The organism is Escherichia sp. MOD1-EC6021 (assembly GCF_002965245.1).
Lineage (GTDB): Bacteria > Pseudomonadota > Gammaproteobacteria > Enterobacterales > Enterobacteriaceae > Escherichia > Escherichia coli_F.
On sequence record NZ_PTRU01000002.1, the window covers coordinates 370,612 to 395,258 of the forward strand.

A 24,647-nucleotide genomic window follows, 5' to 3' on the forward strand; every position below is an offset into this window, starting at 1 on the left:
TAATGGTGGCATGATAAGACGCGACTATCATTCATTGCAGGCATTGGCACACCAGGCCGGATGTGATCCGGCCTGGTGTTAATGATACCCTTTCAAACTTCTTCCGCAGAACGACTCCCCTCCCCCGGAACAAGCTCGGTTTCATGAAAAGCTTCCCGCTTGACCCCGTAACCGTCATACCAACGACACTCAACCATACCGCTGGAGTATCCAGTGACAATCATCCGCGGGCCGCCCTCTTTAACCGTAACTTCCTCACTAACCATAAAGCTCATACTCGCCTCCTTTTTTCGAGTGAAACTCGTTCACCTTAGTTGAAGATGGCGAATTTTGCATAATAGCCTGTGCGAGTATTAATGTGCCTGACCGCGTATTTTCGCTACGGCTTTCACTCCCAGCACCACGATGCCGCCGATGATAAATCCAAGAATCAGATTTAAAACAGTCGGTAATATCATCGCCACCACTGCACTTTGCTGCCCGGCGAAATGTTCAATGGCGTGATGCAGCGGTGCAATACCATGTACCACAATCCCGCCGCCGACGAGGAACATCGCCAGCGTGCCGACAATCGATAATGCTTTCATCAACCAGGGCGCAATGATCAATAACCCTTTACCTAATGCCTGCATCAGCGCGCTGGATTTTTCCGCCAGCCAATACCCCAGGTCATCAATCTTAACGATAACCCCTACCAGACCGTAGACGCCCACGGTCACTACCAGCGCGATGCCTGAAAGCACCAGCACCTGATTAAGCAACGGCGCTTCGGCCACAATCCCCAGCGTGATGGCGACGATTTCCGCAGACAATATAAAATCGGTACGAATCGCCCCTTTTATTTTGTCCTTTTCAAACTTCAGCGGATCCTGCGCCGCCAGCTTCTCCAGACGCTGCTGGCTCTGCGCCGGATCTTCTTTATGTTTACGCGCCTCCAGCATATGCAGCACTTTCTCTACTCCTTCAAAGCAGAGAAACGCGCCACCAATCATCAACAGAGGCGTAATCGCCCACGGGATAAACGCACTGATGATCAGCGCCAGCGGCACCAGAATCACTTTATTAATCAGCGATCCTTTCGCCACACCCCAGACCACGGGAAGTTCCCGGTTGGCCCGCACGCCTGAAACTTGTTGCGCATTGAGCGATAAGTCATCCCCTAATACACCGGCGGTTTTCTTCGCCGCCAGTTTGCCCATCACGGAGATATCGTCCAGCAGTGTGGCGATATCATCGAGCAACGTCAGTAAACTACTCCCGGCCAAAAGCATTCCCTCTCATTTTTATTGTTGAAGGGTGTAAGTATGAAGCAAAAACGGCAGCTCTGATACTTGCTTCACAGGTCAACATTTTTTTAACAATCAAGTGCAATTATATCTCTCGCCAGCAGAATGATTTTCACGTTTACTATGACCCACCTTTTTATTTCCACCGTGAGGGATTATGCGTTTCCGCCAGTTGTTATCGCTTTTTGGCGCGCTGTTTGCGTTGTATATCATTTGGGGCTCAACCTATTTTGTCATTCGGATTGGCGTGGAAAGCTGGCCTCCGTTAATGATGGCAGGCGTGCGATTCCTGGCAGCCGGTATTTTATTGCTGGCATTTTTGCTACTGCGCGGACACAAACTCCCCCCGCTACGTCCGCTGCTTAATGCCGCGCTGATTGGCCTATTATTGCTGGCTGTCGGTAATGGCATGGTGACGGTTGCCGAACATCAAAATGTTCCTTCCGGCATCGCCGCCGTAGTGGTTGCAACCGTGCCCCTCTTTACCCTGTGCTTCAGCCGCCTGTTTGGCATTAAAACGCGCAAACTGGAATGGGTGGGTATTGCCATTGGGCTTGCCGGAATCATCATGCTCAATAGCGGTGGAAATTTAAGCGGCAATCCGTGGGGCGCGATTCTGATTTTAATCGGCTCGATTAGCTGGGCGTTTGGCTCGGTTTATGGCTCGCGCATTACCTTACCTGTAGGGATGATGGCGGGTGCGATTGAGATGCTGGCGGCAGGCGTGGTGTTAATGATCGCGTCGATGATTGCGGGTGAAAAACTGACGGCGCTCCCTTCCCTTTCAGGCTTCCTTGCGGTCGGCTATCTGGCGCTGTTTGGTTCGATTATCGCCATCAACGCTTATATGTATTTAATCCGCAACGTCAGTCCGGCTCTCGCCACCAGCTACGCCTACGTTAACCCGGTGGTCGCGGTCTTGCTGGGTACGGGACTGGGTGGAGAAACACTGTCGAAGATTGAATGGCTGGCGCTCGGCGTAATTGTCTTCGCGGTGGTACTGGTCACGTTGGGAAAATATCTCTTTCCGGCAAAACCCGTAGTTGCGCCAGTTATTCAGGACGCATCAAGCGAGTAAATGAATCCCCTGCGTGTCGATCTGCGCGCTGGCACCTTCGCCGCAGATCCACTCTTCCAGACGCTCGATAAGCGCTTCATCCGTCAGCTTCTCGCGCCCACGTAACGCACACTCCCAGACAATCAGTACGCGCCAGCCGAGCTCCTGCAAGCGACTGATATCGCGGCGATCGCGCTCAACATTTTTACCTATCTTCTCCAGCCAGAACTCAGTTCGAGTCGCAGGCACTTTAAACAGATAGCAGTGATGATGGTGCCAGAAGCAGCCGTGGGTAAATATCACGCAACGATATTCATCAACGACAAAATCCGGACGTCCGGGCAGACTGGCGTCCTGAACGCGAAATGCCAGGCCCTGCCCGGTTAACAGACTGGCGAGGCGCTTCTCTATCGCCGTATCACGCGTGGCAATCGCGCGCATATTTTTGCTGCGAGTGGCCTTATCGTGAACGTCGGCCATGTTGTGCCTCTTGCTGACGCAACGCCACCGCCTGTTTGATTTTTGGCTCAAGCAGTTTTGCCACCGCGGCAAAGACCGGCACGACCACCGAGTTACCGAACTGGCGATAGGCCTGAGTGTCCGAAACCGGAATGCGGAATTTCGCTTCTCCCGGCGCTTCAAAACCCATTAAGCGCGCGCATTCCCGAGGCGTTAACCGACGTGGACGATGTTGCTGATTCAGCGGATCGTCAAAGTCTTTTTCACCCGTGGCCATATCCCATCCGCGATCGATTAAAATTTCCGCGCCATCTTTGTAATAACGCGCAGACAGCGTACGGGTGACGCTTTGCGGATTGTTCGGATAAACCATTCCATAACCGAAGCCGTTACCGCGCGCCTGATGTTTTTTCGCATATCGATAGAGGTACTTCCACAGTACCGGCGTCAGGATATATTTCGCCTCGACCATCGGATCCAGCAGCTGCGCCAGCGTCACTCGCTGCGCAGGGAAACATCCGCTGATATCACGCAGAGTAAAATCGGCTTTCAGATTAAGATCGCGACGAAAACCCACCAGCACGATGCGTTCACGGTGCTGCGGCAGAAAATGTTTACCATCGATGATTTTCGGATCGTCCGGCCCGTTATCTTCTGCATCAGCCACGTCATAGCCCAGTTCGTCCAGCGTCTGCATGATGATGCGGAACGTTTTACCCTGGTCGTGGCTTTTCAGGTTTTTGACGTTTTCGAGCACAAACATCGCCGGACGACGCGCGTCGATAATGCGCACCACATCAAAGAACAGCGTGCCCTGAGTATCGCAGGCAAAACCGTGCGCCCGCCCGAGCGAGTTCTTTTTCGATACGCCAGCCAGCGAAAATGGCTGACAAGGGAAACCGGCCAGTAAAACATCGTGTTCAGGAATGTGTTGACGAATATGTTCCGCCGCCGCCTCATCACTCACACCTTCTTTATGGCTGAGGGTTATGTCGCGGATATCTTCATTAAAATGATGCGTCGCCGGGTCGCAATAATGGTTGGCTTTATAAGTGCGTACCGCATGTTTGTTCCATTCGCTGGTAAACACGCATTGTCCGCCAATCGATTCAAAACCGCGACGGATACCGCCAATTCCGGCAAATAGATCGATAAAGCGAAACGCATAATGCGGATGATGTGCCGGTGGTTTGGGTAACAACGTTTGCAGATGGGCGAACTCTTTCTCACTTAAACGGTGCCATGCCGAGTCATTCGCCAGCGCACGTTTTAAAATTGCCGCGCTCCAGTGATTCTCACCCACACCATTAAGCTGCGCCACCAGCGTTTTAACATCATAAATTTGCAGCAGTTTCTCCAGCATTGCCTGTGCGGCATTCCCGGTGCTGTATGAATCGGTTACTGATATATTTTCCTGCATAGATTTAACCGGCCATCTGAGATGGCCGACAGGTTAACATAATTACAGCCATTTAGGGCCACGCGCTCAGCCCGCAGGTGAAAACGCATCTATCACCTTGTGATCGACACCTTCATTCTCCCCCGCCAGTTCGGCACTGAGCTTCGCCATAAACTCGACTAAAAATTGCGCGTTGTGCTGCGCCAGCTGCTTGCCTCTTACGGTTTGCATGGTTTGCGGTAGCTTCAGCAACTTAGTCTGGAAATGATCCAGCGCGTAGCGTTTATCATCAAGCGGGCGATACTGTGCGAACGGATCTTCGCCATCAAACAGCGCCACGCCCAATGCCCCTGAAACGGCAAACACGCGCGCCAGGCCAATCGCCCCCAGGGCTTCCAGCCGATCCGCATCCTGGACGATTTTAGCTTCCGTTGTTAAGGGGGCGATTTGCGCGCTGAAACTGTGAGCGGCAATGGCATGACAAACGGCCTCGATTTTCTCCGCCGGAAATTGCTCGAACTCTTCACGGAGCAGGCGACGCGTCTCTTCTGCCGCCAGGATTGAAGAACGCTGCCGTTGCGGATGATTTTTCGCCAGGCTCACAATATCGTGGAAATAACAGGCGGTTAAAATCACCAGCATATCGACGTCATCATCTGCCGCCAGCTTCTGTGCCGTAGCCCAGACGCGGCGAAAATGATACACGTCATGGGCCGCGTCCTGGTGCTGATGATGGTTTTTCAACCAGTTTTCGAACTGTGTCTGCCAGTGTTGTAAGTCCATACGCGCTCCGTTGCCAAAGAGTCGCCACCTTAGCAGTTTTTATTCATAGCGTCTGCTACGTGCGGGACGAGGTCGGGTGTACCAGGCAATGCTGCCTAACAATGCCCCGACCAGAGCCATAAATAAAAATCCGACCAGTGCCCCTAACCACTTTCCCGCGGTAGAGCCTAAATCGCTTTCAAATCCCGACACGGGGGCATCGGGGATCCGGCTCATCACCCAGATGTAACGCGCCATTGCCCAGACGAAATAGCCACACCATGTATAGAAAGCTCACAAAGCCAGTTTGCCACCAGGGCTGCGAGAGAGCCTCTCTTCCATCTTTGTCGAACCGTATTCCATTTTGAGATAACCCGGAAAATTCAGACTTAGTACTATTATGTGATAAAAGTCACATTTTTCCACATTGAATGAGCCAGTCAAGACTCAATCATTTTTTGAACAAATAGATAAATTTTGCGCAACGGCAGTGAATACAGGAAAAATCGTTTTGAGCGATTTTATTTATCTTTGATATCGGCTTTATTAATTCATTTAATCAATATATTAGCACTGAATACAATTATACCTTTTTATTTTTCTGTGTCATGATGCCTCCGTTATTAGCCTTTTATCGTCTTGTTTATATTTTTTGGGCCGGCATGATGCCGGCTTTTTTATGCCTTCATTAATGTGCGCGTGATCACACCAGCCGTTTAGCGCATCAATCATTGATACCCCCTATCTTTCCGCTAAACTCATAATATATTGATATGAATTGATAATTTTCATGAATACTTATGTTTAGAATTCATAATTCTGAATTATATTAAATAGATTAGAAACATTTTGAAATCTTTTAAATATATTTGTTACATGTAATCTTTAAAATAAAATGAACTTCATAGAATAGTATCCAAATGTGCTTTTTTTGGATAACGGCACTTATTGATATATTCATGAAGATTATAATCACAAGGGAATACATAATGAAAAGAAAAGTTCTGGCAATGCTGGTCCTGGCGTTATTAGTTGCTGGCGCAGCAAATGCGGCTGAAATTTATAATAAAGATGGCAATAAACTGGATCTGTACGGCAAGATGGTTGGTGAGCGCATTCTGACCGACCGTGAAAATGGTGAAAAAGGCGATAATTCTCAAGATACCTCTTATGCCCGTGTAGGCGTGAAAGGTGAAACTCAGATCAACCCTGAATTGACTGGTTACGGTCAGTTTGAACTAGACCTGGAAGCATCAAACAGACACAACCCTGACCAAACTCGTTTGGCTTATGCTGGTTTGAGTTACAAAGATTTTTGTTCATTCGACTATGGTCGTAATGTCGGTGTCGCGTATGATGCAGAAGCATTTACTGATATGTTTGTTGAGTGGGGCGGTGATTCATGGGCTGGTACTGACCTGTTCATGACCAACCGTACCAACGGTGTTGCAACCTATCGTAACACAGATTTCTTTGGCATGGTTGAAGGTCTAAATTTTGCTCTGCAATATCAGGGTAAAAATGAAGGTACAGGCAACTACAAAGCAAATGGCGATGGCCATGGTTTATCTGTAACTTACACTATTGACGGTTTCTCATTTACTGGTGCTTACGCAAACTCTGACCGTACTGATTTCCAGTCTAGTGATAGTAAAGGTGAAAAAGCAGAAGTTTGGGCACTGTCAACAAAATATGATCCCAACAACGTCTATGCTGCTGTGATGTACGGTGAATCTCACAACATGAATTCCGACGACGGTGATGTTGTGAACAAAACACAAAACTTCGAAGCTGTTCTGCAATATCAGTTCGACTTCGGTCTGCGTCCATCCATCGGTTACTCCTATTCTAAAGCACTGGACGTAGCAGGTTACAAAGATTCTGATCGTCTGAACTACATTGAAATCGGTACCTGGTATTACTTCAATAAGAACATGAACGTATATACCGCTTATCAGATCAACCTGCTTGATAAGAGTGATTATGTTCTCGCTCATGGACTGAACACCGACGACCAACTCGCATTTGGTATCGTCTACCAGTTCTAATCAGCCAACGCGCCGCGGCGTGTTACTGTAAAACATAACACTAGCCTGAGTTCGTCCCTCATCGAACTCAGGCTTTTTTATTGGCATTTCATCTCCATCTGCGGCACACGCAATTGCCAAAGCATATCGATACAGCACCTTACCCTGCCCCTCCTGGCACAATATCTCTACCAGCTACTCTTCCAGCCAACACTCCAAATACATTTCTTTATGTATTAATCCGCAACAAACACGCCTCCCATATAGAAATATTTGCAAAAATAGTGCATGAAATAAGCTTTTTCTCTACCAATCCGGGATATAAATATTGATCAGCACCACAATATTCCACAGCACTAAATCTCTTCCCTCCGCCCCGCATCTCTGATAATGGTCTAAAATCATTGAGGCCACTTGCGACGACGTTGCTCAATAAGGAAAATTTGGCGTGAATAATATTCAACACCAGTGCAGCATCATCATTACATACTTACACCCGCAGACTACCGCTTTCGATATATTGACTCAATTTTCCAGACTGGTTAAAAATAGCGACCAGCTCAGTCGCAAATATAGTGACTACCCTAACTAAGCAACAATAAGGAATACACTATGACTGTTCAAACAAGTAAAAATCCGCAGGTCGATATTGCTGAAGATAATGCATTCTTCCCTTCAGAATATTCGCTTAGCCAATATACCAGTCCTGTCTCTGATCTTGATGGCGTGGACTATCCAAAACCGTATCGCGGTAAACATAAAATTCTGGTGATCGCCGCGGACGAACGTTATTTGCCGACCGATAACGGAAAACTGTTCTCGACCGGTAACCATCCGATTGAAACGTTGCTGCCGTTGTATCATCTCCATGCTGCAGGTTTCGAATTCGAAGTGGCGACCATTTCCGGTCTGATGACCAAGTTTGAATACTGGGCTATGCCGCACAAAGATGAAAAAGTAATGCCATTCTTTGAGCAGCATAAATCGTTGTTCCGCAATCCGAAAAAACTCGCGGATGTTGTCGTCAGCCTCAACGCAGACAGCGAATATGCAGCAATCTTTGTTCCTGGTGGTCATGGCGCACTTATTGGTTTACCAGAAAGCCAGGACGTGGCTGCTGCTTTGCAGTGGGCAATCAAAAATGACCGTTTTGTTATCTCCCTTTGCCACGGCCCGTCGGCTTTTCTGGCGCTTCGCCACGGCGATAACCCACTGAATGGTTATTCCATTTGCGCATTCCCAGACGCCGCAGACAAACAAACGCCAGAGATAGGCTATATGCCGGGTCATCTCACCTGGTACTTCGGCGAAGAGCTGAAGAAAATGGGCATGAACATTATTAATGACGACATCACCGGGCGAGTACATAAGGACCGTAAAGTTCTCACCGGCGACAGTCCTTTCGCAGCGAATGCGTTGGGTAAACTGGCGGCGCAGGAAATGCTGGCAGCTTATGCGGGTTAATCCCTGTTACGTATGAATGTAAGCGCATAATCAATCGCAGCCACGTTAATACTCACGACGTGGCTGCGTTTTTTCATGGTTGATTTATGGCGTACTGAAGCCCTATGTTAATTTCTTTGCGGTAACGTAATTCGGAACACATTATGCTTATTAAAATAGTGATACGTAGCACTTCCCCCATGCAATTCGGCAATCGCTTTGACTAAAGAAAGACCAAGTCCCTGACCTTCGGAATGACGCGAATTATCTCCCCGCCAAAATCTACGGAAGAGTTTTTCAGGCTCATTAATTTTCGTTCCAGGACTGGCGATATCAATATTAAGATAGCCGTTGGTATCAAGAAAACTGGTTATATGAATGCGCGATTTTTCTGGTGAATATCTAATGGCATTAACAATAAGATTCGATAACATTCGTTGCAGTAAAATTTTATCCGCAAAGATTTGCTGATTGCACTCGACCTTAAAGCAAATCTCTTTCTCGTCTGAAAGGTATTCAAGATAATCCAACAAATTTTCGACTTCCTTATTGAGAAAAAGTGAGTCCAGTTTCACCAAAACATTGTTTTTATCTGCCCGGGCAAGAAACAGTATGTTCTCTGTTAACCGCGAAATATTTTCCAGCTCTTCAATGTTACCGGCAATTGTTTTTTGATATTCAGCGATACTTCTGGTTTGACTGAGCGTAACCTGATTCTGACCCAGTAATGCATTAATGGGCGTTCTAAGTTCATGAGCGAGATCGTCAGCAAACTGACTTAGACGCTCAAAATCTTTGACTAAAGCATGATGCATTTTATTCAACGCCTGCCCAAGAGGTTTTAGTTCTCTCGGTAATGCGCTAACCTCAACAGGCTCCCGGCTATCGTTATAATTCAGCGCTTCCGTTACACCACTCAACTTTTTGATCTCTCGTAATCCCGTTCTGATTAACAGCGGACTTAATACTGAGCAAAGTACAATGGCGACAATGCAAATTATAATGCTATTAATTTTATACTGTTCAAGCATGTTATGTCTGGCTGAAGCCAATTTAGCCACAGTAACCGTTAATGATGGCGAAACTTCATCAATATTAATTCGTAAAGCATCTATCTCTGTATCATTAATAATGCTTCTGTAAATGCCAGCTGCGCTGATTGTCTCAGTAGCAGGTATGTTATTTAACATGTCATCACTGACATTCGTCCGGTTAACAATTTTGTTGATGCTATCACCATGAATGATCAAGATATCCTGACTAACATCCATCATCCGGTTAAAGTACACAGGTAACGTATCTGGATTTACCCCATCAATTAACAACTGCTTGATCTGCGCTGTCCGGTTAATGAGTGTTGTATCATCGCGCCATTTCAACTCACTTGCCAGGCCATTATAGAGAGTCCATACAATTCCAGCGCCAGCAACAGACAGCAGCAATATAAAAAGCAAGGTTAAACGGACGGTTATAGATAATCTTTTCATTATTTTTTTACCGCTACGAATGAATAGCCCATCCCCCGGATTGTGGCGATTAGCTTTTCAGGAAAAGGATCATCAACTTTTGCGCGGAGCCTGCGAATGGCGACGTCCACCGTATTGGTATCACTATCAAAGTTGATTCCCCAAATTTCACTCGCAATAACCGTTCTGGGGATAATCTCACCAGCTCTGGAGGCCAGTAGCCAAAGTAACTGAAACTCCTTGCGCGTCAGTGTAATACTGATATTGTCCCTGCTCACACTTTGACTAACAGAGTCCATTCTTAAGCCACTGATTTCTAATGTTGAATTCAGAGTGTGATGTTGCCTTAATTGTGCCCGAACCCTTGCCAGCAACTCAGAAAATGAAAAAGGTTTTACCAGATAATCATTTGCCCCACTGTCCAGCCCTCTGACTCTGTCATCGACAGAATCTCTTGCAGTAAGGCAAATAACCGGAGTTTGCTTTGCTGTTCTTAACGTTTGTAAGATCTGCCAGCCATCCATACCCGGAAGCATAATATCCAGAATGATCAATGCATAATCATCCTTAAGCGCAAGATAAAGCCCATCTCTGCCATCAGAAACGGCATCAATGACATAACCCGCTTCGGAAAGCCCCTGCGTTACCCACTCCTGGGTCCTTTGATTATCTTCAATAAGTAAAATCTTCATGAAAATAATATGCCATAAATCATATGTTATAGAAACAGCCTGGTTCATTACAAAATTGTAATGCTGCTGTAAGGTTACCGTGGACGCTTTTTCGCTATCCTCAAAACTCATTCACATGACAAGGATATAAACATGTTAAAGCGTTATTTAGTACTCTCCGTAGTAACGGCTGCATTTTCATTACCTTCTTTGGTCTATGCTGCACAACAAAACATTCTTAGTGTGCACATTTTGAACCAGCAAACAGGAAAACCCGCTGCCGACGTGACAGTCACTCTTGAAAAGAAAGCGGACAACGGCTGGTTACAACTTAATACCGCCAAAACAGATAAGGATGGACGAATTAAGGCACTGTGGCCCGAGCAAACTGCAACTACGGGCGATTACCGTGTCGTATTTAAAACCGGGGACTATTTCAAGAAACAAAATCTTGAAAGTTTCTTCCCTGAGATCCCCGTTGAATTTCATATTAATAAAGTGAACGAGCATTATCATGTGCCTTTATTACTTAGCCAATATGGGTATTCAACCTATCGTGGCAGTTAATGCATAAATATGTAAAAGCAGATCTCTGCTACTGTTAGGGAGGACACTCCCTGACAGATTAACAGTAAACGGCTCTTGCTGGCTAAAGACAAAAAAGTGTGATGGCTTATGAAAAAGAATCAATTTTTAAAAGAATCAGATGTTACGGCCGAGTCGGTATTCTTTATGACGCGTCGGCAGGTGTTAAAAGCACTGGGCATCAGCGCGGCTGCACTTTCTTTGCCTCACGCTGCGCATGCCGATCTGCTTAGCTGGTTTAAAGGGAATGATCGCCCACCCGCCCCCGCCGGAAAACCGTTGGAGTTCAGCAAGCCTGCCGCCTGGCAAAATGACCTGCCACTGACGCCAGCAGATAAAGTCTCCGGTTATAACAACTTCTATGAATTCGGGCTGGATAAAGCCGATCCCGCCGCTAATGCTGGTAGCCTGAAAACCGATCCATGGACACTGAAAATCAGCGGCGAAGTGGCAAAACCATTGACCCTCGATCACGATGATTTAACCCGTCGCTTTCCGCTGGAAGAGCGTATTTATCGTATGCGCTGCGTGGAAGCATGGTCGATGGTGGTGCCGTGGATTGGTTTTCCGCTGCACAAATTGCTGGCGCTTGCCGAACCCACCAGCAATGCGAAGTATGTCGCTTTCGAAACAATTTATGCACCGGAACAAATGCCAGGCCAGCAGGACCGCTTTATCGGTGGCGGGCTGAAATATCCTTATGTCGAAGGATTGCGTCTCGACGAAGCAATGCATCCGCTCACACTGATGACCGTGGGTGTTTATGGCAAGGCGTTACCGCCACAAAATGGCGCGCCGGTGCGACTGATTGTGCCGTGGAAATATGGCTTTAAAGGGATTAAATCGATAGTCAGTATTAAGCTGACCCGCGAGCGTCCGCCAACCACCTGGAATCTGGCAGCGCCTGACGAATACGGTTTTTACGCCAACGTTAATCCGCATGTTGATCACCCGCGCTGGTCACAGGCTACCGAACGATTTATTGGTTCAGGCGGCATCCTCGATGTACAGCGCCAGCCAACGCTACTGTTTAATGGTTACGCCGAGCAGGTGGCATCGCTGTATCGTGGCCTGGATTTGCGGGAGAATTTCTAAATGCGTCTGACAGCAAAACAGGTGACATGGCTGAAAGTTTGCCTGCATCTTGCCGGATTGTTGCCGTTTCTCTGGCTGGTCTGGGCGATTAATCACGGTGGATTGGGTGCCGATCCGGTGAAAGATATTCAGCATTTTACTGGTCGCACTGCACTGAAATTTTTGCTGGCGACCTTGTTAATCACACCTCTGGCACGCTACGCAAAACAGCCGTTATTGATACGCACTCGCCGCCTGTTAGGCTTATGGTGCTTTGCCTGGGCGACACTGCATTTAACCAGTTACGCATTGCTGGAGCTGGGCGTGAATAATCTGGCGTTATTAGGTAAGGAGTTAATTACCCGGCCTTATTTAACGTTAGGTATTATCAGCTGGGTAATTTTGCTTGCGTTAGCGTTCACTTCAACCCAGGCGATGCAGCGAAAACTCGGTAAACACTGGCAACAGTTGCATAACTTCGTCTATCTTGTCGCGATCCTGGCCCCAATACATTATTTGTGGTCAGTGAAGATTATTTCACCGCAGCCACTCATCTACGCTGGGCTGGCGGTACTGCTTTTAGCCTTACGGTATAAGAAGTTGCTTTCCCTTTTTAACCGTTTACGCAAGCAGGTTCACAACAAATTATCTGTATAACTTCATATTGCCGACAAAGTACGCGTTATCCCTGCCGGATGCGGCGCGAGCGCCCTATCCGGCCTACGCAGATCACATCAAGTTATGTTTCGTTTGTCATCAACCTCAAATCATCGACATAATTTATTTTATTTCAATAAGATAGATAAGCACACCTGAGAGAACTATTCTCTTGTCTCCTAAGAGTTGTTGCATTTTGTTATATGTTACAATATAACATTACACATCATATACATTAACTCTGGAGGAAACTGTTTTGGCGATTCGTCTTCATAAACTGGCTGTTGCTTTAGGTGTCTTTATTGTTAGCGCTCCTGCCTTTTCGCATGGTCATCACTCACACGGCAAACCCTTAACAGAGGTCGAACAAAAAGCTGCTAATGGTGTTTTTGATGATGCCAATGTACAAAACCGAACGCTCAGTGACTGGGATGGAGTCTGGCAATCCGTTTATCCTTTACTGCAAAGTGGCAAACTTGACCCCGTCTTTCAGAAGAAAGCGGATGCAGATAAAACCAAAACATTTGCTGAAATTAAAGATTATTATCGCAAAGGTTATGTGACAGACATCGAGATGATTGGCATTGAGGACGGCATTGTCGAATTCCATAGAAATAATGAAACAACATCCTGTAAATATGATTACGATGGATACAAAATACTCACCTATAAATCAGGCAAGAAAGGCGTTCGTTACTTATTCGAATGTAAAGATCCTGAAAGCAAAGCCCCTAAATATATACAATTTAGCGATCATATAATTGCACCACGAAAATCATCTCATTTTCACATTTTTATGGGTAATGATTCCCAACAGTCTTTATTGAATGAAATGGAAAACTGGCCAACGTATTATCCCTATCAGTTGAGTAGCGAAGAAGTGGTCGAGGAGATGATGTCTCATTGATTTTTTTGCGCTGACTTCAGTTATTTAACAGAACAGTGCCTGGTAGTAACAACAATAATTTGCCAAGACAAATAAGTAAGACAAACTCAGACACGCTCATACTTGAGTCGTGTCTTTTTTATTATGTCTGTAGAAAAAAAATGCGAAAAAGGCGAACAATAAATACACAACTCAGCCATACAGACTGGCAGCACAAATGTTTCCAGGAGCAAGTCATCTGTCATGGTAAAGCTAACCAGAAATATAGGTTAATTTTGGTGTTTAAACCTTTTTTACTTGTTAGTATGATACAAAGGCTTTCAAAAAAGCTGGGAAATTCAACAACTCTTGGAAATTATGGACTTTGTCCCGCGGCTTTAATCTGACGGCCGCGTTCCTTTTTTGACTCAATTATTGACCCCTTCTCTACGCAACTTCAGTTCCCGCCAGCAACTTTGCGGCAGTTTCATAGGATCAATGTCTAAAAGAATAATGGTGACCGATAAGAAAACGACTGAATAACTGTAGATTTTCGCTCGAAACCTTCCTGTCAGCTCCATAGCGAATCAAGTGCTGAATGTCACAGTATCGAACAGAAAACAGTGACGATCTAACCCTTCAAGAATATTCTACGATTGTTCTGTTTAGGAAAAGCAAGGCGGGAAGTCAGGAGATAAGTCATTGATAAAGTGGCGGAGAGAGGGGGATTTGAACCCCCGGTAGAGTTGCCCCTACTCCGGTTTTCGAGACCGGTCCGTTCAGCCGCTCCGGCATCTCTCCGTTCAGATGGTTGCCATGATGTCAGGAAATTTGGCATTTTAACAGTCCCTGTCCGTGCAATTTTGTTCAAGTGACGAGTTTGCGAGCAAAACGATGATTAAGTGGCCCTGGAAAGTACAAGAATCAGCACATCAAACTGCCCTTCCCTGGCAGGAAGCACTATCGATCCCCCTTTTAACGGGTCTGACGGAACAGGAACAAAGCAAATTAGTCACTCTTGCCGAACGTTTTTTACAGCAAAAGCGGCTTGTTCCTTTACAGGGCTTTGAACTGGATTCATTAAGAAGCTGCCGGATAGCACTTCTATTTTGCCTACCCGTTCTGGAGTTAGGACTGGAATGGCTGGATGGTTTTCATGAAGTCTTAATTTATCCTGCGCCATTTGTGGTCGATGATGAATGGGAAGACGATATCGGTCTGGTGCATAACCAACGTATTGTTCAGTCAGGTCAGAGCTGGCAGCAAGGGCCTATCGTTTTGAACTGGTTGGATATACAAGATTCTTTTGATGCATCTGGTTTTAACCTGATTATTCATGAAGTCGCTCATAAGCTGGACACCCGTAACGGCGATCGCGCCAGCGGAGTTCCCTTTATTTCGTTGCGTGAGGTTGCTGGCTGGGAACACGATCTTCATGCTGCAATGAACAACATTCAGGAAGAAATCGAATTAGTTGGTGAGAATGCGGCGAGCATTGATGCTTATGCTGCCAGTGATCCTGCTGAATGTTTTGCCGTACTTTCTGAATATTTCTTTAGCGCCCCAGAACTTTTTGCTCCTCGTTTCCCTTCATTGTGGCAACGTTTCTGTCAATTTTATCAACAAGATCCTTTGCAGAGACTGCATCACGCTAATGATACAGACTCGTTTTCGGCGACGAATGTTCATTAATTAACAACTTTGCAGATTAATTAACCAATTGAAATGGCTTATGAAATTTAGTGTTGACAGACAAGGTACCGCTAAGTAATATGCGCTCCGTTCACACGATTCCTCTGTAGTTCAGTCGGTAGAACGGCGGACTGTTAATCCGTATGTCACTGGTTCGAGTCCAGTCAGAGGAGCCAATTTTCTGTTTTCATGCATCCTTGCAAATCTTTATCTGATGTTGATTCAACAGGTTAGTGTGAAAACTCTTCTCGGTGCATTTTGATTTTACCCTACGCATCGGGAAAAATTGGTGGTCAAATCTGGGGTCAGGTTAGTTCGATAATGGAGTGCCCCCCATATGTTCCTTACCGACGCAAAAATCCGCACCCTCAAGCCTTCTGATAAACCCTTTAAAGTCTCCGATTCTCACGGTCTGTATCTGCTGGTCAAGCCGGGTGGCTCCCGCCACTGGTATCTCAAATACCGTATTAGCGGTAAAGAATCCCGCATTGCGCTGGGTGCCTATCAAGCCATCTCCCTGTCTGATGCGCGACAGCAACGTGAAGGTATCCGTAAAATGCTGGCGCTGAATATCAACCCGGTACAGCAGCGGGCTGCTGAACGTGGCTCACGAACACCGGAGAAAGTTTTTAAAAACTTGGCGCTGGCGTGGCATAAAAGTAACAGGAAATGGTCGCAGAACACCGCCGACCGTCTGCTTGCCAGCCTGAACAATCACATCTTTCCGGTCATCGGGAACCTACCTGTATCAGAACTTAAACCCCGTCATTTCATTGACCTGCTGAAAGGGATCGAGGAAAAAGGTCTGCTGGAGGTTGCGTCCCGCACACGGCAGCACCTGAGTAACATAATGCGCCATGCGGTCCATCAGGAGTTAATCGATACGAACCCTGCAGCAAACCTTGGCGGCGTGACCACACCTCCTGTCAGACGGCACTATCCTGCCCTGCCGCTGGAGCAGCTGCCTGAACTGCTTGAACGTATTGGGGCATATCATCAGGGCCGTGAACTGACCCGGCATGCCGTTCTGCTGATGCTGCATGTGTTCATTCGCTCCAGTGAACTGCGTTTCGCCCGCTGGTCAGAGATTGATTTCACAAACCGAGTCTGGACGATACCCGCGACGCGAGAACCCATTATTGGCGTGCGTTATTCCGGCCGCGGGGCAAAAATGCGAATGCCGCATATCGTCCCCCTCTCAGAACAGTCCATCGCCATTCTGAAACAGATTAAGGATATCACCGGTAATAATGAACTGATCTTCCCCGGCGACCATAACCCGTATAAGCCAATGTGTGAAAACACGGTCAATAAGGCACTGCGGGTGATGGGTTACGACACGAAAAAGGATATCTGCGGTCACGGCTTCCGGGCAATGGCATGCAGTGCGCTGATGGAATCGGGTTTATGGGCAAAGGACGCAGTAGAACGCCAGATGAGTCATCAGGAGCGCAATACCGTGCGCATGGCTTATATTCATAAGGCAGAGCACCTAGAAGCCCGCAAAGCGATGATGCAGTGGTGGTCGGATTATCTGGAAGCATGCCGAGAATCTTATGCACCGCCTTATACAATTGGTAAAAATAAGTTTATCCCATAGTATACTAACGAATCCCTCACTCTGGCAAATTACCACCACCTCCACAGGAGGTGGTTCTATATAGACTTTTATCAACTTCATGACGAAAAACACCTATTTTATCCCAAAAGAAGACAATAGAGTCACAGAGGAATCAAAGAGCGACTCAATTGTCTTTGGACAGTCTGGTTGTGAGGTTAGAAAACAGTTACTCCTACACCATTAAATAGGGCGCAATGCTCGCTAATTTCTCCCGGGTTTCTGTCAGTTCGCGTTCCGGCGTAGATTGCGCGATGATTCCCGCCCCCGCCTGTATCCAGCTGCGCTGGCTATCCTGAAATACGGAACGCAGAACTAGCGCCGCATCAAAGCGCGTATCGTCCAGCAGCAGGATTGCGCCGGAATAAAGCTCTCGCGGCGTCTTCTCAATTTGCATAATCGCGTTCAGAGCAGCATTTTTAGGGATACCTGAGGCGGTAATCGACGGAAACAGCACGGTAAACGCATCCCAGGCATCCTTGTTTTCCGAAAGCTGACCGCTCACGCCAGACCCCAGATGCTGAACGCTGCCGCGCTGGCGAACCGACATTAAATCTTCAACCACCACGCTGCCCGGCTGGCAAACAGCCTCCAGTTCAGCAATAGCTTCTTTGACAGAAAGGATATGCTCAAGCACCTCTTTACTGTCGTGCAGCAGTTCTGCCTCTTTCGCCTTATTATGCTCCGGGTTTCCCATGCGATCGCGGGTGCCCGCAAGCGGTTCAGTGACCACTTTATTGCCCGTCACTGACATCACCAGTTCCGGGCTAAAGCCCAGCGCTTCGCGTCCTTCCTGACGGAACATAAACGAGCGCACAGGCGTGTTTGCCTGCCGCCCGTATAACAGCGTGGCGGGCATATCAATCCGCGATGGCAGGGGAATGGCGCGCGAGACAATCACTTTGACATACTCGCCACGGCGGATCTCCGCAACGGCGCGCGCAACCTGTTGTTTATATGCCTCACCATTGAGGGCGGTATCCACCGCCAGTGGTGCGTTCTGCGTCGTTGTACCGGCCTCTTTTACCCACTCGCACAAACGTCGGCACCCGTCGGCGGAGTCCGCATAAACGGTGACATTTCCCTTTTCAAAAATAAGTTCTTCACGGGGAACGGTTAACGTCAGCAGCGGCCACTCCCCGGCGTTAAAGGCAATCCCCCGCGCATGCGCCGCAAAGTTGAACCCAACCTGTCCATATACCCGACGTCCTTTCACCTGAGGATGCGCCATAAAACGACGCGCGCAGTCGGCAATGGAATCCACCGCCCATTTTTGCTCCCCGGCATCATCAATAAATGTCGCCTGCGTTCCGTCGGCATTAATGTGCAGCCGTGCCTGGCACCCTTTGCCTAAATACCAACAGGGTTGACGCTCATAGACATAACACTCTTCTTCTGCGAACTGGCGTAAAACGCCAGAAATCGTCGGTAGCCATTGTTCCTCTGGTAACGCCAGATGTAGAAATTCACTGATTTTCATCCCTTACCTCTCTGTGTTATTCCCGGATCAATCAATTGCGCTTGTCATCAGTTCTCTTGCCGAATGCAGCCGGATATAAGCAACCCACGCCGCCAGCAACGTGAATGCCCCGGCAAACAGGAAGCAGGCCGCATAGCCAAAATGTTGAGCAACAACGCCACCGATAACGCCTGCCAGAATGGCGATTGCCGCATCAGTACATTGAAAGAGGGTGAAGTCGACACCGGCCTGCAAAGGCGATGAAAGCGACATCAGCGTGGCGTAAAGACAGACCAGCGCGCAGGCCAGCGAAATGGACTGGACAAGGACCAGACACTGGAGAATCTGCAGCAGCAGATGACCCGGCGCCATCATGAGAGTCATCACCACCGCCAGCAGCGCGATCCCCTGGACGCCATAAGCCGTCAACAGCGCTCTGCCGGGTGAGGTGTATTTCATCAGCAATCCGCCGGCCAGCGTTCCTGCTATGCCCGCTGCAATATTGCCGCCGCTGAACAGCGCGCCCAATGCGGACATGCTCAACCCATGATCCAACAACAGCGGTGCCAGAAGAGGCAGCACAAACCGCATGCCTGAATTCAGCATCAATACCAGCAGTAAGCCCAGGCGAGCCTGCTTCCTCCTTAGCGCATAACCTAACGCCGGAACATGCGGGATAGTCGCTGTTCGCGTCGGCTCCGTAATGCGCCACAGCGGGAGTGACAGCGCCATAATCAGCACCGCCATCATCAGCATGGCGACAGGCCAGCCGGATGCCGCCGACAGCATCAGGAACACCCCGCCGCCGCACATCATTCCCAGATAGCTGCCGCCGACCTGCACGCTGTTTCCCCAGCCGTAACCCGTGCGGGTCAGTTGATCGACACAAAAGCCGTCGCTGGCGATATCAATGGTGGAGGCGACCGTGCCTGCCACCATAAACAGAACAAATAACGCGACGATTTGCGTATCGGGGAATCCCCCTTCTCGCCCAAACCAGCCAATCGCTGCGACAATAGTCAGGATCGCCGCTAGCGCGACCTGACCACGCAGGATTAACATGCGGGAACGGCGTTCCTGGCTACCGGGCGGAAGCCGCCAGCGCTCGATCCACGGCGCCCAAATAAACTTCAGCGCCCAGGGCAGCATAAACAGGGTTGTCGCACCGGCAAGCGCCAGCGAACCGCCAGCAGCGCGCACCAGCGCGGGTAAGGACTGCATAGACAGCGCCGATACCAGACTCTGCGTCACATAGACGCCGGCAATAGCAAAAATCACCCGCCCGGTCGTCAACGTCAGCGGTTTCACATTCGACTGAACATCACTCATGCACCCACTCTCCAGACGCGGAAACCCCGTCGTCGCGCCACACGCGCGCGGCCATTTGCGCCTGCCACAGCGCCTGATAACGTCCATGATGTGAGAGCAATTGCGCATGAGTACCCTGCTCAACCACCTGTCCCTCTTCCATCACCAGAATGTTTCCGGCCCCGGCGATGGTGGATAAACGGTGAGCGATGATAATCACCGTCCGGTTGTGAACCAGGTTATCGATCGCTTTTTGCACCGCCAGCTCGCTTTCAATATCCAGCGCGGCAGTCGGTTCATCGAGAATGACGACCGGCGCGTTTTTCAATAACGCTCTGGCAATGGAAATCCGCTGGCGCTCGCCGCCCGATAGCTGGCCGCCCATCTCTCCCATTGGCGTCAGCCAGCCTTGCGGAAGACGGGAAATAAACTCAAGGCACTGCGCCGCGCGGGCGGCCTCTTCTACCTCCTGCCGCGTCGCCTGTGGGCGCGCGATACGGATATTCGCCAGCAGCGTGTCATCAAACAGCCAGACATCCTGGAAAACAACAGAAATCAGGCTATTGAGCTGTTCCGGCGTCAGGCGGCGAATATCGACGCCGCCAATAGAAATCTGCCCTTGCTGCGGATCGGCATAGCGCATTAACAGTTTGGTGACCGTAGTTTTGCCTGCGCCGGAGGCACCCACCAGCGCGCTCATACTGGCTGCCGGGAACGTCAAAGAAACATGATTAAGCGCGTAGCCGTCGCCTTCTTCGTAGCGATAGCTGACGTTGTCAAAGCGGATATCGTAACGTTCCGGCATCTCGCTTTGCTCTGCGACGGGAAGCGGTGCTATCGCCATAAACTGCTCAATCCGTTGCAGGGCGCTGGCAATCAGTTCCACAACCGAGGTGTAGCTGATAAACATCGCCATCGGTTCTGCGAAGCGCATAATCATCGCGACGGCGGCAATCAAAAAGGCGAGGTTCAGAGTGCCCGTCACTACCCAGACGATCCCGGATAACACCACCACCTGTAGGCCCAACTCCACGACGCTGGCGATCAGCATCGTTGCGCCAGCGCCCTGACGGTGAGTGCGGGTCTGTAAGTTTTCCAGCGCATTGAAATGCGCCAGCAGCGCCCGGCTTTTATCGGCATCGCTGCCGCAGGTGCGCAATACCATCATCCCCTGAGCAAATTCAACGATATCGCCGCTCAGACGCTGGTGCGCTTCCCCCAGCGTCTGCATTTGTCGCCGCATCGCCGGGCGGCGCCAGTAATAAAACGGCACCAGCAGAGGGAAGATCAGCAACATCACCAGCCCCAGCCGCCAGTCTATCCACAATGTCGCCAGCGACGCCGTCAGCGGCGTGACAATGGTGAGCAGCAAAATATTGGCTATCGCAATAACATAATTGAGGTTTTCATCCACGCTGCCCAGCAGCAAGGCGTTCATTTCACCCGCCCTGCCGCGCTGGAGCTTCTCCAGCGGCACGCGGCGTAACTGCTCGCCAAGTCGCAGGCGCAACTCATGGGTAGCCTGCGCCAGATGACCACGGTATTCAAAGCCCAGGCCATACCAGCGTAGCACCAGCGTCACAATTGCGGCGACGCTGAAGGCCATAGCCCAGTTAAGAAGTTGCGGCGCGTCTCCCCGTAACAGCGCATCAATGATCGGATAAAGAGAGGCAAAGGCGATCCCCTGCATGAATGCCGCCAGCAACAGCGCCAGCATACTGCGTCGCAGCATCCTGGCCTGACTGCCAACGCTGGAGATAAGCTGGCGCCAGATGACGCGCCAGGCCAGGTTATCCGCAGGATTATTGTCTTTCATTTTCCACCACCTCTTCCTGTGTTCCACCCGGCACCCAATGCTGCGCCTGCTGATAGTGTTGCCAGAGCCGTTGATACAGGCCGCCCTGCGCCAACAGTTGCGTATGGTTCCCCATTTCCCTGAGCTGTCCGTCGGAAAACAGCAATATCACATCGGCCTGAGTCACCATTGAGAGACGATGCGCGACCATGATGACCGTCCGGCCACGCATGGCCGCCGCGAGCGCCTTGATAAGCGCCGCTTCGTTTTCCGGGTCAGCAAACGCCGTCGCCTCATCGAGCACCAGGATGGGGCGATCCTGCAAAAGCGCCCGGGCGATAGTAATGCGCTGCCGCTGGCCGCCGGAGAGAAATACCCCACGTTCCCCGACTCGAGTGTTGTAACCTTCTGGCAGAGCGCTAATAAAATCATGGGCCTGCGCCACTCTGGCCGCCGCTATAACCGCCTCCAGCGGCGTATCCGGCGCGCCCAGACGAATGTTATTGGCTATCGTGTCGGCAAAAAGGAAGTTGTCCTGAAACACAAACGAGAGTTGCTTCATCAGGGTGTCCGTCTGCATATCACGCAGATCCACGCCGCCAATACGGATATGGCCTTTGTCCGGGTCGGCGTAACGCAGCAGCAAGCGCGCCACGGTGCTTTTTCCGGCGCCGCTTGGCCCGACCAGCGCCACAATTTGCCCGGCAGGCACATGAAAGCTCACCTCCTGCAACGCGGCGCCAGTACGCGCTTGCGGATAATGAAAGCTCACCTGCTCAAAGGTAATGCTCGCCTCTTGCGGCTGCTGGTCAGACTGCGGCAGCGATAACTCCGGCATCGCGAGAACCTGATAAATACGCTGAATGCTTAAACGCGTTTGCGCGACCAGGTTATTGAGCATCATCATTGGCATTACGGCTTCGGCCATTCCGCTGCCCAGCAGTAAAACGGCCACCCACGCGATAAAATCGAAACTGCCATAGTGCAACAGGCCGTATCCCGACCAGATCAGGACAAACAGGGTCGGGAGAGGATTCAGAATCGAGAAGGAAAAACGCGCTGAAAAACCGGCTTTGCGATACCAGGTTTTGAGCACATCGACCCACTCTTCAAGGGCGCGTTGATAGCGCAAAAAACTGGTGCTGCCGCTATCAAACGTTCTCACCACGGGCATGGCCTGCACGAACTCAATAACCGCCGCGCTAACCTGCTCGCGCGCCTTATGATAACGCTGAGCCATATTTTCCGAACGCTGGCGGGCGAGCACGAGAATAACCGATCCAAACGCCAGTACCCCCAGCGTCGCGATTGCCAGCCGCCAGTCCAGCCAGAACAAGATAACGATTGTCGCCAGCGGCATGATGATCGCGCGGGCATAGAGCGGCGTGCTGTCGGCCACAAAAATATGTAACGACTTCACGTCATCCAGCATCACTTTCGCCACTGACCCGCTGCCCATTTGCTGTAACACGCCAGGCGGAAGCTGCAATGCTTTACGGGCTAACCTGCTGCGCAGAATGTTCTCCAGATGAAAAGCCGCGTAATGAGAGGTGTTGAACGCCTGTAAGCGCAGAACAAAAGTTAAGACCACGCAGCCGATCACGCCGCCCAGCGGCCAGGCCGGAATAGCGTCAGGCGTCGCGCGAATGTCACGCAGGCTCCACGCCAGAAAAAGGAGCGCCCCCAGGCTGGTTAATGCCGCCAGCCCCGCCAGCGCCATAGCTAAAATAACCTTCCTGCGAACCGGTGTAATCACCTGCCAGAGAGGAAATCGGGACAGCGATTCAGTATTGGATGATTGAGATGACATGGGAGTAACTGAATTTCCTGATGAATTTTTACGGACGCCAAAAACGACAATTCAGGGTGGCGTTCTGAGAATTAATGTGAATAATAACCATTATCAATAACTCATCTACCCCATTCGGTTCTATTTATACCCGCATTGGTCTAAGCCACAGGGAGATAACCAGGTCATGACGGAGTCACCGCAAACGCAATCTGAAATCTCTATTCACCAGTTGGTGGTCGGGAAACCTGCAAACGATGGCAATATTCCTGCTCAGTGTGAACTGCTGCGCTGTTCGTTGCAGGAAGGTATGGATATTTTGCTCTGGAGGGGCCATTTTGCGCGGCCAGAGACGTTGCAGCTACACGACGATCTGGGCAGGATTAACTTCTCGTGCATCCTGGAAGGCACATCGCGCTTTGCGATTCAGGGACTCCGGCGCCACACCGACTGGGAGCTTGCGCGCAATCGCCATTACATTACCCATACGCCAGACTGTCGCGGCAGCGCCTCCTATTGTGGCCGATTCGAGAGCATTACCCTCTCCTTCAGCCCTGAAACCCTCGCGCTGTGGGTGCCGGATATTAGCGCGGTCATTAAGAATAAGATCGACTCCCACTGCTGTTGCCAGCAGCAGCGTTGTAATGCTGAAACCCACTTAACGGCTCAGGCCTTGCGTCACGCGCTGATGCGCATGCACGGCGGCTTCAGTCATGAACAAAAGCCGTCGACGCTATGGTTGCAGGGGCAAAGTCTGGTCATGCTCAGTCTGGTGCTGGATGAACATCGCGAAGACGCCAGTTGCCTCTCCTGCCACTTCAACCCGATGGAACGCCAGAAACTGCTGCGGGCGAAGGATCTGCTGCTGGCTGATCTGACGCAAGCGCCGGGCGTCGCGGAGCTGGCCAGAGAGTCCGGTCTGAGCGTTCTCAAAATTAAGCGAGGCTTCCGCGTTCTGTTCAACAACAGCGTCTATGGCCTGTTTCAGGCTGAACGAATGCAGGAAGCCAGAAGACGCCTGGCCAACGGCAATACCTCCGTCATGACGGTGGCGGCCGATCTGGGCTATGCCAACGCCAGCCATTTCTCTGCCGCCTTCCAGAAACAGTTTGGCGTAACTCCTTCGACCTTTAAACGCGGGATGTAACCGGGGTCGCGCCCCCCTAAACTCCTCCCTGACAGAGGCCCGGATACCCCATCCGGGCCTCTGTTCTTTCCGCCTGTTACCAACCCGA

General features: G+C 49.8%; 21 protein-coding genes, 2 tRNA genes and 1 pseudogene. 11 read left to right on the forward strand and 13 right to left on the reverse strand.

What is annotated here, in order from left to right; genetic code table 11:
• Window positions 1-92 precede the first annotated feature (92 nt).
• Both BEB54_RS04185 and BEB54_RS04190 read right to left on the reverse strand, forming a co-directional pair.
• On the reverse strand, window positions 93-275 hold the full coding sequence (locus tag BEB54_RS04185; protein ID WP_000009307.1) for a YodC family protein: 183 nt from the start codon (window positions 273-275) through the stop codon (window positions 93-95).
• 78 nt (window positions 276-353) lie between these two features.
• On the reverse strand, window positions 354-1,271 hold the full coding sequence (locus BEB54_RS04190) for a DUF808 domain-containing protein (protein WP_000922682.1): 918 nt from the start codon (window positions 1,269-1,271) through the stop codon (window positions 354-356).
• 172 nt (window positions 1,272-1,443) lie between these two features.
• On the opposite strand from BEB54_RS04190, the gene yedA reads away from it, so the two are divergent.
• A complete protein-coding gene (gene yedA / locus BEB54_RS04195) occupies window positions 1,444-2,364 on the forward strand; it encodes a drug/metabolite exporter YedA (RefSeq protein ID WP_001403092.1) in 921 nt (306 codons plus the stop codon).
• Here the strand turns inward: yedA and vsr are convergent.
• The 4 genes and pseudogenes from vsr to drpB all read right to left on the reverse strand — a co-directional run bounded on the left by vsr (window position 2,353) and on the right by drpB (window position 5,305).
• Entirely contained in the window at window positions 2,353-2,823 is a 471-nt protein-coding gene (gene vsr, locus BEB54_RS04200; RefSeq protein ID WP_000786003.1) for a VSPR family DNA mismatch endonuclease, read from the reverse strand. The genes yedA and vsr overlap by 12 nt on opposite strands.
• Window positions 2,804-4,222, reverse strand: coding sequence for a DNA-cytosine methyltransferase (dcm, locus tag BEB54_RS04205; protein WP_001157247.1), 1,419 nt, complete (start codon window positions 4,220-4,222; stop codon window positions 2,804-2,806). Before dcm ends, vsr begins: the two co-directional genes overlap by 20 nt.
• 66 nt (window positions 4,223-4,288) lie before the next feature.
• Complete coding sequence (locus BEB54_RS04210; protein ID WP_000365598.1) at window positions 4,289-4,984, reverse strand: phosphohydrolase; 696 nt, start codon at window positions 4,982-4,984, stop codon at window positions 4,289-4,291.
• A gap of 39 nt (window positions 4,985-5,023) precedes the next feature.
• Window positions 5,024-5,305, reverse strand: a pseudogene (gene drpB, locus BEB54_RS04215) (cell division protein DrpB).
• Between the two features lie 647 nt (window positions 5,306-5,952).
• Here drpB and BEB54_RS04220 point away from each other — a divergent pair.
• On the forward strand, window positions 5,953-7,011 hold the full coding sequence (locus BEB54_RS04220; RefSeq protein ID WP_105282137.1) for a porin: 1,059 nt from the start codon (window positions 5,953-5,955) through the stop codon (window positions 7,009-7,011).
• A gap of 591 nt (window positions 7,012-7,602) precedes the next feature.
• Window positions 7,603-8,454: a glyoxalase III HchA gene (gene hchA / locus BEB54_RS04230; protein ID WP_000218222.1), complete on the forward strand. Its 852-nt coding sequence runs from the start codon at window positions 7,603-7,605 to the stop codon at window positions 8,452-8,454.
• Between the two features lie 107 nt (window positions 8,455-8,561).
• Here hchA and hprS read toward each other — a convergent pair whose 3' ends face one another.
• Together hprS and hprR are read right to left on the reverse strand one after the other, a co-directional pair.
• Window positions 8,562-9,920: a two-component system sensor histidine kinase HprS gene (gene hprS, locus BEB54_RS04235; protein WP_000826783.1), complete on the reverse strand. Its 1,359-nt coding sequence runs from the start codon at window positions 9,918-9,920 to the stop codon at window positions 8,562-8,564.
• Entirely contained in the window at window positions 9,920-10,591 is a 672-nt protein-coding gene (gene hprR / locus BEB54_RS04240; RefSeq protein ID WP_001340597.1) for a response regulator transcription factor HprR, read from the reverse strand. Before hprR ends, hprS begins: the two co-directional genes overlap by 1 nt.
• Window positions 10,592-10,723: 132 nt before the next feature.
• On the opposite strand from hprR, the gene hiuH reads away from it, so the two are divergent.
• The 4 genes from hiuH to zinT all read left to right on the forward strand — a co-directional run bounded on the left by hiuH (window position 10,724) and on the right by zinT (window position 13,793).
• Window positions 10,724-11,137, forward strand: coding sequence for a hydroxyisourate hydrolase (gene hiuH / locus BEB54_RS04245; RefSeq protein WP_000920132.1), 414 nt, complete (start codon window positions 10,724-10,726; stop codon window positions 11,135-11,137).
• A gap of 108 nt (window positions 11,138-11,245) precedes the next feature.
• Window positions 11,246-12,250 carry a protein-methionine-sulfoxide reductase catalytic subunit MsrP gene (gene msrP / locus BEB54_RS04250; protein WP_000740111.1) on the forward strand — a complete coding sequence of 335 codons (1,005 nt, stop codon included), beginning with the start codon at window positions 11,246-11,248 and terminating at the stop codon, window positions 12,248-12,250.
• Entirely contained in the window at window positions 12,251-12,886 is a 636-nt protein-coding gene (msrQ, locus tag BEB54_RS04255; protein ID WP_001240090.1) for a protein-methionine-sulfoxide reductase heme-binding subunit MsrQ, read from the forward strand. It begins immediately after the preceding gene.
• A 256-nt stretch (window positions 12,887-13,142) separates the two neighbouring features.
• Window positions 13,143-13,793: a metal-binding protein ZinT gene (gene zinT / locus BEB54_RS04260; protein WP_001007767.1), complete on the forward strand. Its 651-nt coding sequence runs from the start codon at window positions 13,143-13,145 to the stop codon at window positions 13,791-13,793.
• Window positions 13,794-14,462: 669 nt separating this feature from the next.
• Here zinT and BEB54_RS04270 read toward each other — a convergent pair.
• A tRNA-Ser gene (locus tag BEB54_RS04270) sits at window positions 14,463-14,552 on the reverse strand.
• Between the two features lie 93 nt (window positions 14,553-14,645).
• On the opposite strand from BEB54_RS04270, the gene mtfA reads away from it, so the two are divergent.
• The 3 genes from mtfA to BEB54_RS04285 all read left to right on the forward strand — a co-directional run bounded on the left by mtfA (window position 14,646) and on the right by BEB54_RS04285 (window position 17,043).
• Window positions 14,646-15,443, forward strand: a complete 798-nt coding sequence (gene mtfA, locus BEB54_RS04275) for a DgsA anti-repressor MtfA (protein WP_001300801.1) — start codon at window positions 14,646-14,648, stop codon at window positions 15,441-15,443.
• 100 nt (window positions 15,444-15,543) lie between these two features.
• Window positions 15,544-15,619 (forward strand) — tRNA-Asn (locus tag BEB54_RS04280).
• Window positions 15,620-15,780: 161 nt separating this feature from the next.
• Complete coding sequence (locus BEB54_RS04285; protein ID WP_001403099.1) at window positions 15,781-17,043, forward strand: tyrosine-type recombinase/integrase; 1,263 nt, start codon at window positions 15,781-15,783, stop codon at window positions 17,041-17,043.
• Window positions 17,044-17,236: 193 nt separating this feature from the next.
• Here the strand turns inward: BEB54_RS04285 and ybtS are convergent, their stop codons facing one another.
• From ybtS to ybtP, 4 genes are read right to left on the reverse strand one after another with little or no spacing between them, the layout of a single operon-like run.
• On the reverse strand, window positions 17,237-18,541 hold the full coding sequence (ybtS, locus tag BEB54_RS04290) for a yersiniabactin biosynthesis salicylate synthase Irp9/YbtS (RefSeq protein WP_000703041.1): 1,305 nt from the start codon (window positions 18,539-18,541) through the stop codon (window positions 17,237-17,239).
• A gap of 27 nt (window positions 18,542-18,568) precedes the next feature.
• Window positions 18,569-19,849, reverse strand: a complete 1,281-nt coding sequence (gene ybtX, locus BEB54_RS04295; protein WP_001286292.1) for a yersiniabactin-associated zinc MFS transporter YbtX — start codon at window positions 19,847-19,849, stop codon at window positions 18,569-18,571.
• The gene (gene ybtQ / locus BEB54_RS04300; protein ID WP_105282138.1) at window positions 19,842-21,644 is read right to left on the reverse strand and encodes a yersiniabactin ABC transporter ATP-binding/permease protein YbtQ; all 1,803 of its coding nucleotides are present in this window, start codon (window positions 21,642-21,644) and stop codon (window positions 19,842-19,844) included. Before ybtQ ends, ybtX begins: the two co-directional genes overlap by 8 nt.
• The gene (gene ybtP / locus BEB54_RS04305; RefSeq protein WP_001317926.1) at window positions 21,631-23,343 is read right to left on the reverse strand and encodes a yersiniabactin ABC transporter ATP-binding/permease protein YbtP; all 1,713 of its coding nucleotides are present in this window, start codon (window positions 23,341-23,343) and stop codon (window positions 21,631-21,633) included. The genes ybtQ and ybtP overlap by 14 nt, the downstream gene beginning before the upstream one ends.
• Before the next feature lie 256 nt (window positions 23,344-23,599).
• On the opposite strand from ybtP, the gene ybtA reads away from it, so the two are divergent.
• Window positions 23,600-24,559 carry a yersiniabactin transcriptional regulator YbtA gene (gene ybtA, locus BEB54_RS04310; RefSeq protein ID WP_000140405.1) on the forward strand — a complete coding sequence of 320 codons (960 nt, stop codon included), beginning with the start codon at window positions 23,600-23,602 and terminating at the stop codon, window positions 24,557-24,559.
• The last annotated feature ends 88 nt before the right edge of the window (window positions 24,560-24,647 follow it).

Bases quoted from the DNA above. Each gene is read 5' to 3' on its own strand.
- ybtA (WP_000140405.1), top strand. From the start codon at position 23,600: ATGACGGAGTCACCGCAAACGCAATCTGAAATCTCTATTCACCAGTTG.
- hchA (WP_000218222.1), top strand. From the start codon at position 7,603: ATGACTGTTCAAACAAGTAAAAATCCGCAGGTCGATATTGCTGAAGAT.
- ybtQ (WP_105282138.1), bottom strand. From the start codon at position 21,644: ATGAAAGACAATAATCCTGCGGATAACCTGGCCTGGCGCGTCATCTGG.
- BEB54_RS04185 (WP_000009307.1), bottom strand. From the start codon at position 275: ATGAGCTTTATGGTTAGTGAGGAAGTTACGGTTAAAGAGGGCGGCCCG.
- ybtS (WP_000703041.1), bottom strand. From the start codon at position 18,541: ATGAAAATCAGTGAATTTCTACATCTGGCGTTACCAGAGGAACAATGG.
- mtfA (WP_001300801.1), top strand. From the start codon at position 14,646: ATGATTAAGTGGCCCTGGAAAGTACAAGAATCAGCACATCAAACTGCC.
- ybtP (WP_001317926.1), bottom strand. From the start codon at position 23,343: ATGGCGCTGGCGGGGCTGGCGGCATTAACCAGCCTGGGGGCGCTCCTT.
- BEB54_RS04190 (WP_000922682.1), bottom strand. From the start codon at position 1,271: ATGCTTTTGGCCGGGAGTAGTTTACTGACGTTGCTCGATGATATCGCC.
- vsr (WP_000786003.1), bottom strand. From the start codon at position 2,823: ATGGCCGACGTTCACGATAAGGCCACTCGCAGCAAAAATATGCGCGCG.
- dcm (WP_001157247.1), bottom strand. From the start codon at position 4,222: ATGCAGGAAAATATATCAGTAACCGATTCATACAGCACCGGGAATGCC.
- BEB54_RS04220 (WP_105282137.1), top strand. From the start codon at position 5,953: ATGAAAAGAAAAGTTCTGGCAATGCTGGTCCTGGCGTTATTAGTTGCT.
- hprS (WP_000826783.1), bottom strand. From the start codon at position 9,920: ATGAAAAGATTATCTATAACCGTCCGTTTAACCTTGCTTTTTATATTG.
- hprR (WP_001340597.1), bottom strand. From the start codon at position 10,591: ATGAAGATTTTACTTATTGAAGATAATCAAAGGACCCAGGAGTGGGTA.
- msrQ (WP_001240090.1), top strand. From the start codon at position 12,251: ATGCGTCTGACAGCAAAACAGGTGACATGGCTGAAAGTTTGCCTGCAT.
- BEB54_RS04285 (WP_001403099.1), top strand. From the start codon at position 15,781: ATGTTCCTTACCGACGCAAAAATCCGCACCCTCAAGCCTTCTGATAAA.
- msrP (WP_000740111.1), top strand. From the start codon at position 11,246: ATGAAAAAGAATCAATTTTTAAAAGAATCAGATGTTACGGCCGAGTCG.
- yedA (WP_001403092.1), top strand. From the start codon at position 1,444: ATGCGTTTCCGCCAGTTGTTATCGCTTTTTGGCGCGCTGTTTGCGTTG.
- ybtX (WP_001286292.1), bottom strand. From the start codon at position 19,849: ATGAGTGATGTTCAGTCGAATGTGAAACCGCTGACGTTGACGACCGGG.
- hiuH (WP_000920132.1), top strand. From the start codon at position 10,724: ATGTTAAAGCGTTATTTAGTACTCTCCGTAGTAACGGCTGCATTTTCA.
- BEB54_RS04210 (WP_000365598.1), bottom strand. From the start codon at position 4,984: ATGGACTTACAACACTGGCAGACACAGTTCGAAAACTGGTTGAAAAAC.